Origin of the sequence: Micromonospora sp. NPDC047557 (assembly GCF_043205095.1) — a bacterium.
GTDB lineage: Bacteria > Actinomycetota > Actinomycetes > Mycobacteriales > Micromonosporaceae > Micromonospora.
On sequence record NZ_JBIDDK010000013.1, the window covers coordinates 151,895 to 167,458 of the forward strand.

Here is a 15,564-nt window from a genome sequence, read left to right on the forward strand (position 1 = left end):
GGCATGGAAGCCGACATCGAGGCCGCCAACCGGGAGCTGGCCGAGGCCCGCAGCACCGGCAAGCCGTGCCCGCCGCTGCGCGGGCGGCTGCTGCCCGAGGGCGACGTCGAGTCCGCGTACCGCGTGCAGCAGCTCCAGGCGCGGGCCTGGCAGGGCCGCGGCGAACGCCGGGTCGGCGCGAAGATCGGGTTGACCTCCCGGGCGGTGCAGGAGACCTTCGGGGTGTTCCAGCCGGACTTCGGGATGCTGACCGACGCGATGGCGGTCGGCGACGGGGTCGAGGTGCCGATCGACCGGCTGCTCCAGCCGCGGGTCGAGGCGGAGGTCGCGTTCGTGCTCGACAAGGATCTCGCGGATCCGCAGATCACGACAGTCGACCTGATCCGCGCCGTCGACCACGTGCTGCCGGCGATCGAAATCGTCGACTCGCGGATCGCGGGCTGGGACATCTCCATCGTGGACACGGTCGCCGACAACGCCTCCAGCGGGCTCTTCGTGCTCGGCACCACGCCGCGCCGCCTCGCCGACGTCGACCTGCGGCTGTGCGGGATGGTGCTGGAGCACGCGGGTGAGCCGGTCTCGGTGGGCGCGGGCGCGGCCTGCCTGGGCAACCCGCTGCACGCCCTGCACTGGCTGGCGAGCACCCTCGCCCGCGCCGGTGACCCGCTGCGCGCCGGGGACGTGGTGCTCTCCGGGGCGCTCGGCCCGATGGTGCCGGTCACCCCGGGCGCCGCGTACGAGGCCCGGATCTCCGGCCTCGGCTCGGTACGGACGGCCTTCACCCGAGGGGAGTCAGCGTGAGCGTCGGAGTGGCAGTGCTCGGGTCGGGCAACATCGGCACCGACCTGATGATCAAGGTGTTGCGGCTGAGCGACAGCCTGCGGATGGTGGCGATGGCCGGCATCGACCCGGCCTCCGACGGCCTGGCCCGGGCCCGCCGCCTCGGCGTCGCCACCACGGCCGACGGCGTGGACGGGCTGGTCGCGATGCCCGAGTTCGCCGACGTCGGGCTGGTCTTCGACGCCACCTCGGCGGGCGCGCACCGACGCCACGACGAGGTGCTGCGCGCGCACGGCCGGACGGTGGTCGACCTGACCCCGGCCGCGCTCGGCCCGTACGTGGTGCCGCCGGTCAACCTCGACGAGCACCTGCACGAACCGAACGTCAACATGGTGACCTGCGGTGGGCAGGCCACCGTGCCGATCGTCGCCGCGGTCCGCCGGGTCACCCCGGTGGCGTACGGGGAGATCGTCGCGTCGATCGCGTCGAAGTCCGCCGGGCCGGGCACCCGGGCCAACATCGACGAGTTCACCGAGACCACCGCTCGCGCCATCGAGGTGGTCGGCGGGGCGGAGCGGGGCAAGGCGATCATCGTGCTGAACCCGGCGGACCCGCCGCTGCTCATGCGGGACACCGTCTACTGCCTCTGCCCGGACGTCGACGCCGACACCGCCGCCATCGCCGCCTCGGTGGCGGACATGGTGGCGACGGTCCAGGAGTACGTCCCGGGTTACCGGCTCAAGCAGGATGTGCAGTTCGACCGCGTCGAGGCGTACGTGCCGACGCTCGGGCGGCAGCTCGCCGCGTTGCAGGTGTCGGTCTACCTGGAGGTGTCCGGGGCGGGCCACTACCTGCCGGCGTACGCCGGGAACCTGGACATCATGACCTCCGCCGCGCTGCGCACCGCGGAGCGGCTGGTGGCGCTTCGGGCCAAGGGAGTCCCGGCATGACGGACCTGTACATCCAGGACGTGACGCTGCGCGACGGCATGCACGCCATCGCCCACCGGTACACAGTCGAGCAGGTGCGCACCATCGCCGCCGCCCTGGACGCCGCCGGGGTGGCCGCCATCGAGGTGGCGCACGGCGACGGGCTCGCCGGTTCCAGCGTCAACTACGGCCACGGCGCGGCCAGCGACGCCGAGTGGATCTCCGCCGCCGCGGAGGTGCTGACGAACGCGAAGCTCACCACCCTGCTGCTGCCCGGCATCGGCACCATCGCCGACCTGCGGGCGGCGAAGGCGCTCGGCGTGACAAGCGTCCGCATCGCCACGCACTGCACCGAGGCGGACATCTCCGCCCAGCACATCTCCTGGGCCCGGGAGAACGGCATGGACGTCTCCGGGTTCCTGATGATGTCGCACATGAACGACGCGGCCGGGCTGGCCGGGCAGGCCAAGCTCATGGAGTCGTACGGGGCGCACTGCGTCTACGTCACCGACTCCGGCGGCCGGCTGCTGATGTCCGACGTGGCGCAGCGGGTCGACGCGTACCGGCAGGTCCTCGACCCGGAGACGCAGATCGGCATCCACGCCCACCACAACCTGTCGCTCGGGGTGGCCAACAGCGTGCTCGCCGTCGAGCACGGCCGCATCCTCGGCGCCGGGCCGCTCGGCTCGCCGTCCGGGCGGACCGTGCGCGTCGACGCCTCCCTCGCCGGCATGGGCGCGGGCGCCGGCAACGCACCGCTGGAGGTCTTCGTGGCGGTCGCCGAGCTGCACGGCTGGAAGCACGGTTGCGACGTGTTCGCGCTGATGGACGCCGCCGACGACATCGTCCGCCCACTGCAGGACCGGCCGGTCCAGGTCGACCGGGAAACGCTCTCCCTGGGGTACGCGGGCGTCTACTCCAGCTTTCTGCGCCACGCCGAGCGGGCCTCGGACCGCTACGGCGTCGACGTCCGGTCGATCCTGGTCGAGCTGGGCCGCCGTCGGATGGTCGGCGGCCAGGAGGACATGATCGTCGACGTGGCACTCGACCTGGCCGGCAAGGGGGAGCAGTCATGATCGGCGTGGACATCACGGGGATCGCCGACAAGCTCGGCGCGGCGGCCGACACGGCCACCGCGATCGGTCAGCTCGCCGCCGAGACCGGTCTCGACGTGGACACCGCGTACGGCGTGCAGGCCGCGCTGGTGCAGCGCCGACTGGAATGCGGCGAGCGGCTGGTCGGGCTGAAGATGGGGTTGACCAGCAGGGCGAAGATGGCGCAGGTCGGCGTGGACGAGGTGATCTGGGGGCGGCTCACCGACGCGATGCGGGTGCCCGACGGCAGTTCCGTGGACCCGGCGGCGTACATCCATCCCCGGGTCGAGCCGGAGGTGGCGTTCCTGCTGGACCGGCTGCCGGAGCCGGGCGAGCCGGTCGGCGACTTCGCCACGGCGGTCCGCGCGGTCGCCCCGGCCATTGAGCTGATCGACTCCCGGTACGCGGATTTCCGCTTCTCGCTGCCGGACGTCATCGCCGACAACACCTCCGCCGCCGCGTTCGTGGTCGGGCCGTGGTCGCCGGTGCCGTCGGGCCTCGACAACCTGGGCGTGCTGCTGGAGATCGACGGGCGGGTGGCCCAGGTCGGCTCGACGGCGGCGATCCTCGGCGATCCGCGCCGGGCGCTCGACGAGGGCATCCGGCTGGCCGGCCGACACGGGGTGCGGTTGCAGTCCGGCTGGGTCTTCCTGGCCGGCGCGGCCACCGCCGCGGTGCCGTTGCGTCCCGGTGCCCATGTCCGCGCGGTCGTCGAGAAGCTCGGAACGGCGTCTCTGCGGGCTGCGTCGTGAGTGTCGACGGCGCTCGGGTGGTGGCCGGGAAGGCCGTGCCGCGGGGGGCTTTTCCGCACGTCAAGGTGGCGGGTGGGTTCGTCTTCGTCTCCGGTACGTCGTCGCGACGGCCGGACAACAGCTTCGCCGGTGTCGAGGTCGACGCGTTCGGCACGACGAACCTCGACATCCGGGTGCAGACGCGGGCCGTGATCGAGAACATCGGCGATCTGCTGCGCTCGGTCGGCGCGGACCTCACTGACCTCGTCCAGGTGACCACGTACCTGGTCAACATGAACGACTTCGGTGGTTACAACGAGGTGTGGGCGGAGTTCTTCGACGCGTCCGGACCGACCCGCACCACGGTGGCGGTGCACCAGTTGCCGCACCCGCACCTGCTCATCGAGATCCAGGCCGTGGCCCTTCTTCCCTCGGGAGGTCAGTCGTGAGTGAGATCGCCGAGCCGTTCAGCTTTCCGGGCTGGATCGCGGAGAACCAGCACCTGCTGAAGCCGCCGGTGGGCAACAAGGAGATGTTCCCCGGCGGGGACGACTTCATCGTGATGGTGGTGGGCGGGCCCAACCAGCGCACCGACTTCCACGTGGACCCGTACGAGGAGTTCTTCTACCAGGTCAAGGGCAACATGCACATCAACCTGATGACCCCCGAGGGTCCGCGTACGGTGCACGTGCGCGAGGGTCAGATGTGGATGCTGCCGCGCAACACCCCGCACTCGCCGCAGCGGCCGGAGGCCGGCTCGATCGGTGTGGTCGTCGAGCGGGTCCGCGAGGAGGGCACGCTGGAGACGTTCCAGTGGTACTGCCCCGAGTGCGGGCACAAAGTGCACGAGGTGGAGTTGCAGGTCCGCGACATCGCGGCCGACCTGCCGCCGGTGTTCCAGGCGTTCTACGCAGACGAGCAGGCCCGCACCTGCGCCAACTGCGGCACTCTGCACCCGGGCAAGGGCTGATGCCCGCTGGTGTCGTCGACGTGCACACGCACGTCGTACCGAAGGGATGGCCGGATCTCGGCGCGGCGTGCGGCGGGTCCGGCTGGCCCTGGTTGCGGGTCGACTCCGAGCGCGCCGCCATGATCATGGTGGGGGAGACGGAGTTCCGTCCGGTCGGCGCCGAGTGCTGGGACGCCCCGACGCGGCTGGCCGACATGAACGCCGACGGCGTGGCCGTGCAGGTGGTGTCGCCGACGCCCGTCTTCTTCAGCTACGACCGTCCGGCCGACCAGGCGGTGAAGGTCGCCCGGATCTTCAACGACCTCACCCTGAAGGTCACCGCGGCCGGCGGTGACCGGCTGGTGCCGTTCTGCCAGGTGCCCCTGCAGGACCCGGACGCCGCCTGCGCGGAGTTGGATCGCAGCCTGGCCGCCGGGCACGTCGGCGTGGAGATCGGCAACCACGTCGGCGACCGGGACCTGGACGACGCCGGCGTGGTCACCTTCCTTCAGCACTGTGCCGAGGTGGGTGCGCCCGTCTTCGTCCACCCGTGGGACATGCCGGACGGCCCGCGTCTGGACCGCTGGATGGCCCGGTGGCTCACCGGGATGCCCGCCGAGACGCACCTGTCGGTGCTGGCGATGATCCTGGGCGGCGTCTTCGACCGGGTGCCCGAGTCGCTGCGGATCTGCTTCGCGCACGGGGGCGGCAGCTTCCCATTCTGGCTCGGCCGCGCCGACAACGCCTGGCACCGACGTGGGGACCTGGTTCGGGGCGCGTCCGTCGCCCCGCCCAGCAGCTACGTCGACCGGTTCAGCGTCGACTCGGTGGTCTTCGCGCCGCCCGCGCTGCGGCTGCTGGTCGACACGATGGGGGAGGACCGGGTGCTGGTCGGCAGCGACTACCCGTACCCGCTGGGGGAGCGCCCGGCCGGTGCGGTCGTCGACGCTGCCGACTTCCTCACCGACGCCCAGCGCGACAAGCTCCGATCCACCAACGCCCTGCGCTTCCTGCACGGGCGGCGCTGACGGCGTACCCCTGGTAGCGCCCTCGCACGACGGACGGCTGCGACGGGCCGACGGACCTGTTCTGTTGCCTTTGCTCTGCTTCAATCCACGCAACACCACGTGTCCGATAATCGGACATCGGCTGTTGCCTCTGTTGAAGCAGAGCAAAGGACGCCGGCAGGGTGGTGCGGTCGACCGCAGTCCGACGCCGACGCCGTGTCGGTCCGCTGACAGCCGCTCCCAGCGGGCAGGATGAGGGCATGGCCGAGCCGCACGACCTGACGGCGCTGGAGCAGGCCGCCGCCATCGCCCGCGGCGAGCTGTCCAGCGTCGAGCTGGTCGAGCACCACCTGCGCCGGGTCGACGCGCTCGGTGACACGGTGGGCGCGTTCGTCACCGTCACCCCGGAGCTGGCCCGTGCGGCCGCCCTCGCCGCAGACGCCGCGCCCGCTGATCGGCGCGGCCCGCTGCACGGCGTGCCGACCGCGATCAAGGACCTCACCCTCACCGCCGGGGTACGCACCACCTTCGGCTCGGCGGCGTTCGCCGACTTCGTCCCGCCGGTCGACGCCGACGTGGTCCGGTTCATCAAGGCCGCCGGCCTGGTCAGCCTCGGCAAGACGACCACCTCCGAGCTGGGCTGCTCGCTCTACTCGGAGGGCCGTGTCGCACCGCCGGCCCGCAATCCGTGGCAGCTCGCGTACACAGCCGGTGGGTCCAGCGGCGGCGCGGCGGCGGCGGTCGCGGCCGGGCTGGTGCCGATCGCCCAGGGGTCCGACGGCGGCGGCTCCCTGCGCATCCCGGCGTCGCTCTGCGGCCTGATCGGCTACAAGCCCAGTCGTGGCGTGGTCTCCGGCGGGCCGCTCGGCTCCGGCGCGTTCGGGCTGCCCACCAGCGGTCCGCTCGGGCGGACCGTCGCCGACGTCTCCGCGCTGCTCGACGTCATGGCCGTGCCGGTGCCGGGCGAGCCCTACCTGCCGCCGCCCGCGCCGCCCGGTGGGTACCTGGCCGCCGCCCGCCGGGCCGAGCCCGGCCGGCTGCGGATCGGCCGGTTCACCACGCCGATGCTCGCCGACGAGCCGGTGCACCCCGACTGCGTGGCCGCCGTCGACCGGGCCGCCGCCCTGCTCACCACCGCCGGCCACGAGGTGGTCGAGGTGCCGCCGCCGCTCGGGCCCCAGGCGTGGCCGCTGTTCGAGATCATCTGGTACGTGCTGGCACTCGCCCCCGTGCCCCCGCACCGCGAGGCGGAGCTGCTGCCGCTGACCCAACTGCTGCGGGCTCGGGGCGCCAGCGTCTCCGCGGGCGCGCTGGCCGCCACCCTCGGCGAGCTGCAGGCGCAGGTACGTCTCGGCGCCGCCCGCACCGCCGGCTGCGACCTGCTGCTCTGCCCCACCCTGGCCGCACCCCAGGCACCCGTCGGCTGGTTCACCGCCGACGGCGACCCGGCGGCCGATTTCGACAGACAACGCCGCTTCTCGCCCTACTGCGCCATCTTCAACGTCACCGGCGATCCCTCCGTGTCCCTGCCGGTGGGCGTCACCGCCGACGGCCTGCCCGTCGGGGTGCTCCTCACCGGCCGGTACGGCGACGACGCGCGGCTCATCGCGACCGCTGCGCAACTGGAGCACGCCAGTGACGGATGGGATCGGCACCCCGCAATCTGGCGGGCCGTCGACTCCGCTAACGTGAATGGTGACGGAGTTGGCCGGTCACCATCATGATCGTCCATCCGACCCGATTGTTCGAGGTCCTTCTTCCGCCTGGGGGCGTTGGGATTGTCTGTTACCGAGACGTTGCTGGTCTTCGTCGGCATCCCGGTGGCCGCGGTGCTGGTCATCGCCGGCCTGTCGTACGCCGGTAGTCGCGGGAGTGCCACCGGCGGTGGCGGTGGCGCCAAGCGCTACCGGCCGGGCCGGCCCTTCGACTTCACTCCGGTCTGGTTCCTGGGCCGCCCGGAGCAGCTGGCCGACTCGGCCGGCACCGCGCTGACCGCGGGGGCGCAGGCGCCCGCGCTGACCAGCCACAAGCTAGAGCAGGCCAGCGTCGAGGCGCCGGCCGGTGGAACCGGAGGCGCAAGTGACCGTTGGTGAGAAGCAGACCGGGACGGAGAATCCGCCCGAGGTGCTGGACGGGCCGTTCTCGACCCGCCAACTGCTGCGCATCGACGAGGCCCTGCGCCTGGCCGACCAGGGCACCGGCCTGGTCTTCTCGGTGTTCGTCGGCGGCCTCGACGAGCCGATCCGTGAGCACGCCCAGCGGCTGCACCGCCAGCTCGCCGACCCCGACAAGTCGGTGCTGATCGCCGTGTCGCCCAACCAGCGCCAGCTGGAGATCGTCACCGGGCGGTACGCCCGCAAGCGTATCCCCGACACGTACGCCAAGCTGGCCGCGCTCTCCATGGCCGGCGCGTTCAGCGGCGGCGACCTGGCCGGCGGCATCATCAACGGCCTCGACCAGCTCGCCAGCCACGCCGGCAAGGGCTGAGCCCTTCCTCGTACGTCGAAGCCCGACCCGCCGCACGGCAGGTCGGGCTTCGTCGCGTTCAGCTCTGCTGGGCGTCCTTCGCGCGGGCCTTGAGCGCCCGCACCACACCGTCGCGGCCCTCGGCGACCAGTCGACGCAGCGGGCCGGGGTTGCCGTCACCGGCCAGCCACGCGTCGGTGGCCGCCACGGTGTCGTCGTCCACCAGGTAGGTCGGGTACGCCAACTGGGCGAACTCCTGCGCCGGCTCGCTGTCCCGCGTGGCCCACACCTGGCCGACCGCCGCGAAGTACTTCTCCCGGTACGGGGCGACCAGCTCGACCTGCGCCGGGTGGGCGAAGCCCTGCAACAGCGCCCGGTGTCGCCAATTCGGCAGCGCGTCCGGGCCGGTCAGCAGCGCCCACACGGCCGCCTTGTTCTCCGCCGTCGGCACCAGCGCGTGCGCGTACGCGGCCTCCCGCTCGCCGCTGGCGGTGCGGTCGCCGGCCAGCTCCGCCTCGATCTCGGCGGCACCGGCCGCGCCGTTGGCCACCAGCGCCCCGAGCACCGTCCAGCGCAGCTCGGTGTCCACGGTCAGCCCGGTCGGCACGCCGGTGCCGTCCAGCCAGCCCCGCAGCGTGGCCAGGTCCTCTTCGGACCGGGCGGCCGAGGTGTACGCCCGGGCCCAGGCCAGCTGGAAGCCGCTGCCCGGCTCGGCGGAGGCGAGCGCGTCCTTCGCCGTGCGAGCCAGCCCCGCCCAGCCGGTGGCCGCCCACGCGGGGTCGGCGTAGAGGGTGAGCGCGGTGGTGGCCTGGCGCAGGGTGGCGGTCACCAGGTTGATGTCGGTCTCCGCGGCCAGCCCGGCCAGCACCAGCGCCACGTAGTCGCGGGTCGCCAGCTCGGCGTCTCGGGTCATGTCCCACGCGGCCGTCCAGCAGAGGGCGCGGGCCAGCGACGAGTCGAAGCCGCCGATGTGCTGCACCACCGTGGCCATCGACCGGTCGTCGAGGCGCAGCTTGGTGTAGCTCAGGTCGTCGTCGTTGAGCAGCAGCACGTCGGCGGCCCGAACGCCGCGCAGGTCGGCGAGGTCGGTCCGCTCGCCGGTCACGTCCACCTCGTACCGTTCGCGGCGGACCAGCCGTCCGTCGGTCAGGTCGTACAGGCCCACGCCGATCCGGTGGGTGCGCAGCGTCGGGTACGCCGCCGGCGCCTCCTGCCGGACGACCACCTGCTCGTACGTGCCGTCGGCGCCGATGGTCACCTCCGGCCGCAGCGTGTTGACCTGGGCGGTCTCCAGCCACTGCGCGGCGAACTTGCGAAGCTCCCGGCCCGAGGCCGCCTCCAGCTCGGTCAGCAGGTCGTCGAAGGTGGCGTTGCCCCAGGCGTGCTTGCCGAAGTACGCCCGCAGCCCGGCCACGAACGGCTCCTCACCCACGTACGCGACGAGCTGCTTGAGCACGCTCGCGCCCTTGGCGTAGGTGATGCCGTCGAAGTTGACCTCGACGGCCTCCATGTCCGGCATCTCGGTGTAGACCGGGTGCGTGGAGGAGAGCTGGTCCTGCCGGTAGCCCCAGTTCTTCCGGATGGACAGGAACGTCGTCCACGCCTCGGTGAACCGGGTGGCGTTGGTGTTGCACCAGTGGCTGGCCCACTCGGCGAACGACTCGTTGAGCCACAGGTCGTTCCACCAGCGCATGGTGACCAGGTCGCCGAACCACATGTGGGCCAGCTCGTGCAGGATCGTGTTGGCCCGCTGCTCGTACTCGAAGTCGGTGACCTGGGAGCGGAACAGGTAGTGCGACTCGGCGTGCGTCACGCAGCCGAAGTTCTCCATCGCGCCGGCATTGAAGTCGGGCACCCACAGCTGGTCGTACTTGGGCAGCGGGTAGCGCACGCCGAACTTCTCGTGGAAGAAGTCGAAGCCCTGCTTGGTGATGAGGAACAGATCGTCGGAGTCCAGGTATTGAGCCATCGACGCCCGGGAGAACACGCCCAGGTCGATGCCGTCGTGGCTGTCGCGCACCTCGTGGTACGGGCCGGCGCACAGCGCCGTGATGTACGTGCTCATCCGCGGCGACTCGGTGAAGTGGAGGGTCTTGAGCCCTTCGCCGGCCGGTTCCTCGCGCTGCACCGGCATGTTGGACACCACCCGCCAGTGCTCCGGGACGGTGGCGTGCCAGGTGTAGACGCTCTTCAGGTCGGGCTGGTCGAAGCAGGCGAACACGCGCTGCGCGTCGGCTGTCTCGAACTGGCTGTAGAGGTACGTCTCGCCGTCCACCGGGTCGACCGTGCGGTGCAGTCCCTGCCCGCTGTTGGAGTAGGCGAAGTCCGCGTCGACGACCAGGGTGTTCTCGCTGTCCAGCCCGGACAGGGTCAGGCCCTTCTCAGCCGACCAGTCGGACAGGTCCACTGGGGCGCCGTTCAGGGTGGCAGAGCGCACCGACTCGGCGGCCACCTCGATGAACGTGCTCGCCCCCGGTTCGGCGCAGCGGAACCGGACCTCGGTCGTCGAGGAGAACGTGCGGCCGTCGGCCGCCAGCACGGCGGTCGACAGGTCCAGACTGATGTCGTACCCGGTCACCTCGAGCAGGCGTGCCCGCTCGGTCGCCTCGACCTGCGTCAGGTTACGCACTCCCGGCACTGTTCGTCTCCATCCCACGTCTCGCCGTACGCCCGGCGGCGCCCGTCTGCCGACCGCTCGTGACGTCCGGCCCGATCCGAGTCTTCCACGTACGGGCAGCCGGCGGTGGGCGAGGTCACGCTCTCATTCGGGTGCCGGTCGATGGGCCGTGGGGTGAGGATCGAGGTGAGACGCCGGACTGCCGGCGTCACCCGTCGCGAAGGGACCTCACCGTGACCGATCGTGTCACCGCCGACATGTGGTTCGACCCGATTTGCCCGTGGGCGTGGATCACGTCCCGCTGGCTGCTGGAGGTCGAGCAGGTCCGCGAAGTGGACATCCGCTACCACGTCATGAGCCTGTCCGTGCTCAACGAGGGCCGGGACCTGCCAGAGCAGTACCGGGAACTGATGGACAACGGCTGGGGCCCGGTGCGGGTGTGCATCGCCGCCGAACAGCGCTACGGCAGCGACGCGCTGCGCAAGCTCTACACCGCGCTGGGCACCCGCATCCACCTCGGTAAGGAGCAGCTCGGGCCGGAGCTCTACGTCGCCGCGCTGACCGAGGCCGGCCTGGACCCGGTGCTGGCCGCCGCCGCCGACAGCACCGAGTACGACGAGGCGCTGCGGGCCAGCCACGAGGCCGGCATGCGCCCCGTCGGGCAGGACGTCGGCACCCCGGTCGTGCACGCGCCCGGCCCGGACGGCAGCCCGATCGCGTTCTTCGGCCCGGTGATCACGCCGCGGCCGAAGGGCGAGGCCGCCGGCCGGCTCTGGGACGGCGTCCTCCTGGTCGCCGGCACCCCGGGCTTCTACGAGCTGAAGCGCACCCGCGAGCAGTCCCCGATCTTCGACTGACCGCGACCGCCACGCGCCCCCGTCCGGTCCCCAGCTCGTGGGACCGGGCGGGGGCGCGCCACGCCGGTGGTGGGTACGCCTCGCGGGCACAGCGTCACCGCTGGGCGGGCGGTGTCGTTTCCCTCGGTGTCCGCCGCAGCGACCCGCAGGGCCGCACCCCGCAGCTCGTGGAGGCAATCCCGATGGCCAAGCACCGTGCGTCCGGTGACGATCAGTTGACCCGACAGGGGGTGATCGAGACTCCCGGCGCGGCGTACTGGTCGGTCGACGACTCCCGCTGGCCGACGGTCCGCCCCGACCTCCCCGCCCACGTGGCGGACCTGCTCGCCCCGCCCATCGTGGTCGGCGTGGCCCGGGTGCCGGTCACCTCACGGCTGACGCCCGCACCGGTCACAGCGGCACATCCCGCACCGGTCACACCGGCGCTGGTGACGCCCGTCGTGTCGACGCCGGTGGCGCCGGAGCCGGTCGTACCGTCGGCCGTGGAACCGGTCGTGGTGGCGGCCGCGCCGGCCGAGCCCGCCCCGCCCCCGCCGGCACCCACCGCCCCGCGTCCCGTGCCGACGCCGCCGCCGAACCCGCGACCCGTTCCGGCGCCACCGCCGGAACCGCGTCCCGTGCCGGGACCGCCGGCCGCACCCCGGCGCAACGCCATCACCGGGCCCGTCGCGAACGGCCGGCGCGGCAATGCCGGGCCGGTCGCGGGGGGCCGACACCGGCGGCACAACGGCGCGTCCGGCCGCGCCGGCTGACATCGCGTCCGGGCCCGGCACTTTCATCTGGTGGACGCCGCGCGGGTCCCCGTCGCCGACGACGTCGCCGCCGGTAGCGTCAGTGGGCATGACGGTCGTACATCCGATCGCCCGGGCCTGGATCACCACTGGCGGCACCGGCGCGCAGAACTACGACGAGTTCGCCGACGACGCGGAGATCACCGCGATCATCGAGGCGAACCCGCACAGTGCCCTCGGCATCGAGATGCCGCATCGGGCCCCGGGCAGCCTGGGCAAGTCGTTCCTCGACGCGCTGCCGGACTCGGTGGCCCGCCTCGCCGAGGCCAAGGCCGACGGCAGCTACACCCCCGCCGAGCAGGTCATCGTGCTGTACCGGATCAGCGCCCCGGGCGAGGAGCCGGCGTACGGGCTGTTCGCGATGGTGGACACCGACCAGATCTCCACCCGGGCCGACGAGCCGGGCCTGGTCATCCGCAACGAGGACGTCTTCATCGCCAAGGTGCGCGAGCGTGTCGCGCTGGCCGACGCGCTGGGTCACCTGCTCTCACCCGTACTCCTGCTGCAGACCGGGAGCGGCGATGAGCTGCACGCCGCGCTCGCGGCGGCGACCGACGCGGCCGGAGTGCCCGCCGCGACCGACACCGACCAGGCGGGGCGCACCCACGCCATCTGGCTCGTCGGCCCCGGCCCGGAGCAGGACGCGCTGACCGCTCTCGCCGGTGCCGGCGAGCTGGTCGTCGCCGACGGCAACCACCGCAGCCTGGCCGCCCAGACCGGCGGGTTGTCGCGCTTCCTGGCCGTGGTCACCACCCCCGCGTCGGTGGCCATCCAGCCGTACAACCGGCTGGTCAGCGAGCTGACCACCACGCCGGCCGAGCTCCTCGACCGGTTGCGCGCGGCGGGGGCCGAGGTCGAGCCGATCGACGGCCCGGTCGAGGTCCCGGCGGCCGGCGGCACCGTCCACCTCCGGCTGGCCGGCCAGGGGTACGCGGTGCGCCTGCCCGCCACCGCCGACGCCCGCCTGGAGAACCTGGATCACGCCCTGGTCGAGCGGCTGCTGCTGCGCGACGCCCTGGGGTTGGATCCGGGCGACAAGCGGATCACCTACGTGGGCGGTGACTACCCGGCGAGCTGGCTCACCGAAGAGGTCGACGCCGGGCGGGCCGAGCTGGCCGTCCTCATCGCGCCGGTAACCGTGGCGGACTTCGTCGCGGTGAACCTGGCCCGGGAGAAGATGCCCCGCAAGAGCACCTGGTTCACCCCGAAGGCGCGCGGCGGCCTGGTGGTCGCCGAACTGCCGCGCTGACTGACCATCCGCCCGACCGTGTGACGAACCCTGCTCTCCGACGCCGCCCCTGCGGCGTCGGAGAGCGCGGCCTGACAGACTGCCCGGTATGCGCGTCTACCTGGGATCCGACCACGCCGGTTTCGAGTTGAAGGTGCACCTGGCCAATCACCTGGCCAAGCAGGGGTACGACGTGGTCGACGTCGGCCCGCACAGCTACGACCCGGACGACGACTACCCGACGTTCTGCCTGCACACGGGTGACCGGGTGGTGGCCGACGAGACCTCCCTGGGGGTGGTCATCGGCGGGTCCGGCAACGGCGAGCAGATCGCCGCGAACAAGGTCGTCGGCGTACGCGCCGCGCTGGCCTGGAGCGTCGAGACGGCTCAGCTCGCCCGCCAGCACAACGACGCGAACGTCGTCGCGGTGGGCGCCCGCCAGCACACCCTGGACGAGGCCACCGGCATCGTCGAGGCGTTCCTGAACACGCCGTTCTCCGGCAACGAGCGGCACGCCCGCCGGATCATCCAGGTCGCCACGTACGAGCAGACCCGGGAACTGCCCGACCTGCCCTGACCCGGGCCGCCGGCCTCAGCGCGGCGAGCGGGGCAGCTCCTCGCGGGGCACCCAGTTGCGGCGGACGACGACCACCCGGGCCTCCGCCTCGGCAAGGTCGTCGTCGGTGGGCCGGGCGGCGTCCCGGGCCCGCAGCGCGGCGCTCAGCCCCACCTGGGACGAGCCGGAGCCGACCAGCCCCCGTAAACCCCGCTCGCCGTCGCGGTCGTCGCCGCCGGGCCCTCGACGCCGCGGCGGCGACTCCACGCCGTCGTGTACGCCGGCCGTGCTGACCGTCGAACCGTCGGCGCCGCGCCCGGCCGGGTCGGAGTCGGACTGGTGGCGCAGCCGTCGCCTGCGTCGCTCCGGATCACCCATCAGCCGACCGTACCTCGCCAGGTGTGGAATTCGGCACGTCGTGCCGGGTTCGCGCCGGACGGCGGTCGGCGACCGATTTGCCGGCTGGCTACCCTCGGATTCGGGCGGTGATCGTGCCGCCGGTCGGGTTCGCCGGCTGGCTACCCTCGAATTCGGGGCTGCCGCCGGTCAGGGGGAGGACGAGATGGCAGACCAGACGCAGCCGTGGGCGGAGCGAACCGTGGAGGTCCCACCGCAGGCCGGCGTCGGGGTGCCGCCGCAGCGGGACGGGTTCCGCCGGGGTGTGGCGCCGGTGGGTCAGCCGCGTAACCCACGGACCGAACCGTTTCCGGTGGTGGAACAGGAGCCGACCGGTACGGGCTGGCCCGGGGAGCCGGCGGCGCGCCGGCCGTTGAGCTGGCGCCTGGCCCAGTTACGTCGCGGCGGCGAGTGGAGCGCGGCGGGTGGCCTGTTCGCGTTCGTCTGCTGGGGGATCTGGGCGCTCTCCGGTGGGGGCGATCTGTCCGGCCCGCTGCTGGTGCTCGTGTTGAGCCTGCTGGTGGCGGTCGGCCTGTTCGCGCTGGCCCGGGTGATCGGTCGGTTGGTGCTGGAGCGGCAGCTCGGGCGGGTTCGACGCAGCGCGCGGGGCGCCCACCTGGCCACAGCTGTCTTCCTCGTCGGTCTCGGCGTGGCCTGGTTGCAGCAGACCGAGTGGGTCGTCTCGGCCTGGAACTGGATCACCTCGAACGTGTGACGAGGCATGCACGGACGGGCCGGCATAGCCCCGCCCGCCCGTGCACCCGGTCGTCTCCCCACCAGGCAAGGCCGCTGCTTACCCGGCCGGCCACGGTTCATCCGTGGCCGGCCGGCGCGTCCGTCGTTCGGGTGCGCCCGAACCGCTGTGGTCAGCGATTGCCGCCGTGACCCTCGGCGTCGGCCCGGGGCGAGGCGACCCGGGCGGCCGGGTCCTCGACGCCGGGCTCGCCGCCGTCCGGGTCGACCATCCCGTCGTAGTTGTAGAGCGGTCGGCCGTCGTCGTGCTGCTTGGTGGTCTTGATGTAGCGGTGCATCATGCCGTCGATCTCCACCTCGACGAGGGCGTCGCCGCCGGTGTCGTGGGTGCTGCCGTCGCGGGGGCCGCCGACCAGGTGGGCGTTGGTGTTGGTGTCCATGTGTCTGCCCTACCCGCCGGCCGGGAGCCC

18 protein-coding genes are annotated in these 15,564 nt (G+C 72.6%); 15 read left to right on the forward strand and 3 right to left on the reverse strand.

From position 1 onward, the window contains the following. The first annotated feature begins 3 nt into the window (after window positions 1-3). From ACGGAQ_RS25910 to ACGGAQ_RS25955, 10 genes are all read left to right on the forward strand, one after another. On the forward strand, window positions 4-801 hold the full coding sequence (locus ACGGAQ_RS25910) for a 2-keto-4-pentenoate hydratase (RefSeq protein ID WP_393053298.1): 798 nt from the start codon (window positions 4-6) through the stop codon (window positions 799-801). After that, entirely contained in the window at window positions 798-1,730 is a 933-nt protein-coding gene (locus ACGGAQ_RS25915) for an acetaldehyde dehydrogenase (acetylating) (protein WP_393053301.1), read from the forward strand. The genes ACGGAQ_RS25910 and ACGGAQ_RS25915 overlap by 4 nt, the downstream gene beginning before the upstream one ends. Continuing rightward, the gene (gene dmpG / locus ACGGAQ_RS25920; protein ID WP_393053303.1) at window positions 1,727-2,785 is read left to right on the forward strand and encodes a 4-hydroxy-2-oxovalerate aldolase; all 1,059 of its coding nucleotides are present in this window, start codon (window positions 1,727-1,729) and stop codon (window positions 2,783-2,785) included. The genes ACGGAQ_RS25915 and dmpG overlap by 4 nt, the downstream gene beginning before the upstream one ends. Beyond that, window positions 2,782-3,555 (forward strand): 2-keto-4-pentenoate hydratase, encoded by a 774-nt coding sequence (locus tag ACGGAQ_RS25925; protein WP_393053306.1) that lies wholly within the window; start codon window positions 2,782-2,784, stop codon window positions 3,553-3,555. The genes dmpG and ACGGAQ_RS25925 overlap by 4 nt, the downstream gene beginning before the upstream one ends. Then, window positions 3,552-3,983, forward strand: coding sequence for a RidA family protein (locus ACGGAQ_RS25930; RefSeq protein WP_393053309.1), 432 nt, complete (start codon window positions 3,552-3,554; stop codon window positions 3,981-3,983). Before ACGGAQ_RS25925 ends, ACGGAQ_RS25930 begins: the two co-directional genes overlap by 4 nt. Further along, window positions 3,980-4,504, forward strand: coding sequence for a 3-hydroxyanthranilate 3,4-dioxygenase (locus tag ACGGAQ_RS25935; protein ID WP_393053312.1), 525 nt, complete (start codon window positions 3,980-3,982; stop codon window positions 4,502-4,504). The genes ACGGAQ_RS25930 and ACGGAQ_RS25935 overlap by 4 nt, the downstream gene beginning before the upstream one ends. After that, on the forward strand, window positions 4,504-5,511 hold the full coding sequence (locus ACGGAQ_RS25940; protein WP_393053315.1) for an amidohydrolase family protein: 1,008 nt from the start codon (window positions 4,504-4,506) through the stop codon (window positions 5,509-5,511). Before ACGGAQ_RS25935 ends, ACGGAQ_RS25940 begins: the two co-directional genes overlap by 1 nt. Before the next feature lie 239 nt (window positions 5,512-5,750). After that, window positions 5,751-7,214, forward strand: a complete 1,464-nt coding sequence (locus ACGGAQ_RS25945; RefSeq protein WP_393053318.1) for an amidase — start codon at window positions 5,751-5,753, stop codon at window positions 7,212-7,214. Window positions 7,215-7,286: 72 nt separating this feature from the next. Beyond that, window positions 7,287-7,583 (forward strand): hypothetical protein, encoded by a 297-nt coding sequence (locus tag ACGGAQ_RS25950; RefSeq protein WP_354860609.1) that lies wholly within the window; start codon window positions 7,287-7,289, stop codon window positions 7,581-7,583. Continuing rightward, window positions 7,570-7,977, forward strand: a complete 408-nt coding sequence (locus ACGGAQ_RS25955; protein WP_393053321.1) for a DUF5130 family protein — start codon at window positions 7,570-7,572, stop codon at window positions 7,975-7,977. The genes ACGGAQ_RS25950 and ACGGAQ_RS25955 overlap by 14 nt, the downstream gene beginning before the upstream one ends. A gap of 58 nt (window positions 7,978-8,035) precedes the next feature. Here ACGGAQ_RS25955 and pepN read toward each other — a convergent pair whose 3' ends face one another. Continuing rightward, window positions 8,036-10,585 carry an aminopeptidase N gene (gene pepN / locus ACGGAQ_RS25960; protein WP_393053324.1) on the reverse strand — a complete coding sequence of 850 codons (2,550 nt, stop codon included), beginning with the start codon at window positions 10,583-10,585 and terminating at the stop codon, window positions 8,036-8,038. Between the two features lie 221 nt (window positions 10,586-10,806). On the opposite strand from pepN, the gene ACGGAQ_RS25965 reads away from it, so the two are divergent. The 4 genes from ACGGAQ_RS25965 to ACGGAQ_RS25980 all read left to right on the forward strand — a co-directional run bounded on the left by ACGGAQ_RS25965 (window position 10,807) and on the right by ACGGAQ_RS25980 (window position 14,026). Continuing rightward, window positions 10,807-11,430: a disulfide bond formation protein DsbA gene (locus tag ACGGAQ_RS25965; protein ID WP_393053327.1), complete on the forward strand. Its 624-nt coding sequence runs from the start codon at window positions 10,807-10,809 to the stop codon at window positions 11,428-11,430. Window positions 11,431-11,612: 182 nt separating this feature from the next. After that, window positions 11,613-12,182, forward strand: a complete 570-nt coding sequence (locus ACGGAQ_RS25970) for a hypothetical protein (RefSeq protein WP_393053330.1) — start codon at window positions 11,613-11,615, stop codon at window positions 12,180-12,182. Window positions 12,183-12,270: 88 nt separating this feature from the next. Beyond that, window positions 12,271-13,470 (forward strand): DUF1015 family protein, encoded by a 1,200-nt coding sequence (locus ACGGAQ_RS25975; protein WP_393053333.1) that lies wholly within the window; start codon window positions 12,271-12,273, stop codon window positions 13,468-13,470. 88 nt (window positions 13,471-13,558) lie between these two features. Then, window positions 13,559-14,026: a ribose-5-phosphate isomerase gene (locus ACGGAQ_RS25980; RefSeq protein WP_354861770.1), complete on the forward strand. Its 468-nt coding sequence runs from the start codon at window positions 13,559-13,561 to the stop codon at window positions 14,024-14,026. A 15-nt stretch (window positions 14,027-14,041) separates the two neighbouring features. Here ACGGAQ_RS25980 and ACGGAQ_RS25985 read toward each other — a convergent pair whose 3' ends face one another. After that, the gene (locus ACGGAQ_RS25985) at window positions 14,042-14,383 is read right to left on the reverse strand and encodes a hypothetical protein (protein WP_355066199.1); all 342 of its coding nucleotides are present in this window, start codon (window positions 14,381-14,383) and stop codon (window positions 14,042-14,044) included. A 184-nt stretch (window positions 14,384-14,567) separates the two neighbouring features. Here ACGGAQ_RS25985 and ACGGAQ_RS25990 point away from each other — a divergent pair, with 184 nt between their 5' ends. Continuing rightward, window positions 14,568-15,116 carry a hypothetical protein gene (locus ACGGAQ_RS25990; RefSeq protein WP_393053338.1) on the forward strand — a complete coding sequence of 183 codons (549 nt, stop codon included), beginning with the start codon at window positions 14,568-14,570 and terminating at the stop codon, window positions 15,114-15,116. 151 nt (window positions 15,117-15,267) lie between these two features. Here ACGGAQ_RS25990 and ACGGAQ_RS25995 read toward each other — a convergent pair whose 3' ends face one another. Beyond that, window positions 15,268-15,534, reverse strand: a complete 267-nt coding sequence (locus ACGGAQ_RS25995; protein WP_393053341.1) for a hypothetical protein — start codon at window positions 15,532-15,534, stop codon at window positions 15,268-15,270. Window positions 15,535-15,564 lie beyond the last annotated feature (30 nt).

Bases quoted from the DNA above. Each gene is read 5' to 3' on its own strand.
- ACGGAQ_RS25910 (WP_393053298.1), top strand. From the start codon at position 4: ATGGAAGCCGACATCGAGGCCGCCAACCGGGAGCTGGCCGAGGCCCGC.
- dmpG (WP_393053303.1), top strand. From the start codon at position 1,727: ATGACGGACCTGTACATCCAGGACGTGACGCTGCGCGACGGCATGCAC.
- ACGGAQ_RS25925 (WP_393053306.1), top strand. From the start codon at position 2,782: ATGATCGGCGTGGACATCACGGGGATCGCCGACAAGCTCGGCGCGGCG.
- ACGGAQ_RS25940 (WP_393053315.1), top strand. From the start codon at position 4,504: ATGCCCGCTGGTGTCGTCGACGTGCACACGCACGTCGTACCGAAGGGA.
- ACGGAQ_RS25945 (WP_393053318.1), top strand. From the start codon at position 5,751: ATGGCCGAGCCGCACGACCTGACGGCGCTGGAGCAGGCCGCCGCCATC.
- ACGGAQ_RS25970 (WP_393053330.1), top strand. From the start codon at position 11,613: ATGGCCAAGCACCGTGCGTCCGGTGACGATCAGTTGACCCGACAGGGG.
- ACGGAQ_RS25975 (WP_393053333.1), top strand. From the start codon at position 12,271: ATGACGGTCGTACATCCGATCGCCCGGGCCTGGATCACCACTGGCGGC.
- ACGGAQ_RS25980 (WP_354861770.1), top strand. From the start codon at position 13,559: ATGCGCGTCTACCTGGGATCCGACCACGCCGGTTTCGAGTTGAAGGTG.
- ACGGAQ_RS25985 (WP_355066199.1), bottom strand. From the start codon at position 14,383: ATGGGTGATCCGGAGCGACGCAGGCGACGGCTGCGCCACCAGTCCGAC.
- ACGGAQ_RS25990 (WP_393053338.1), top strand. From the start codon at position 14,568: ATGGCAGACCAGACGCAGCCGTGGGCGGAGCGAACCGTGGAGGTCCCA.
- ACGGAQ_RS25995 (WP_393053341.1), bottom strand. From the start codon at position 15,534: ATGGACACCAACACCAACGCCCACCTGGTCGGCGGCCCCCGCGACGGC.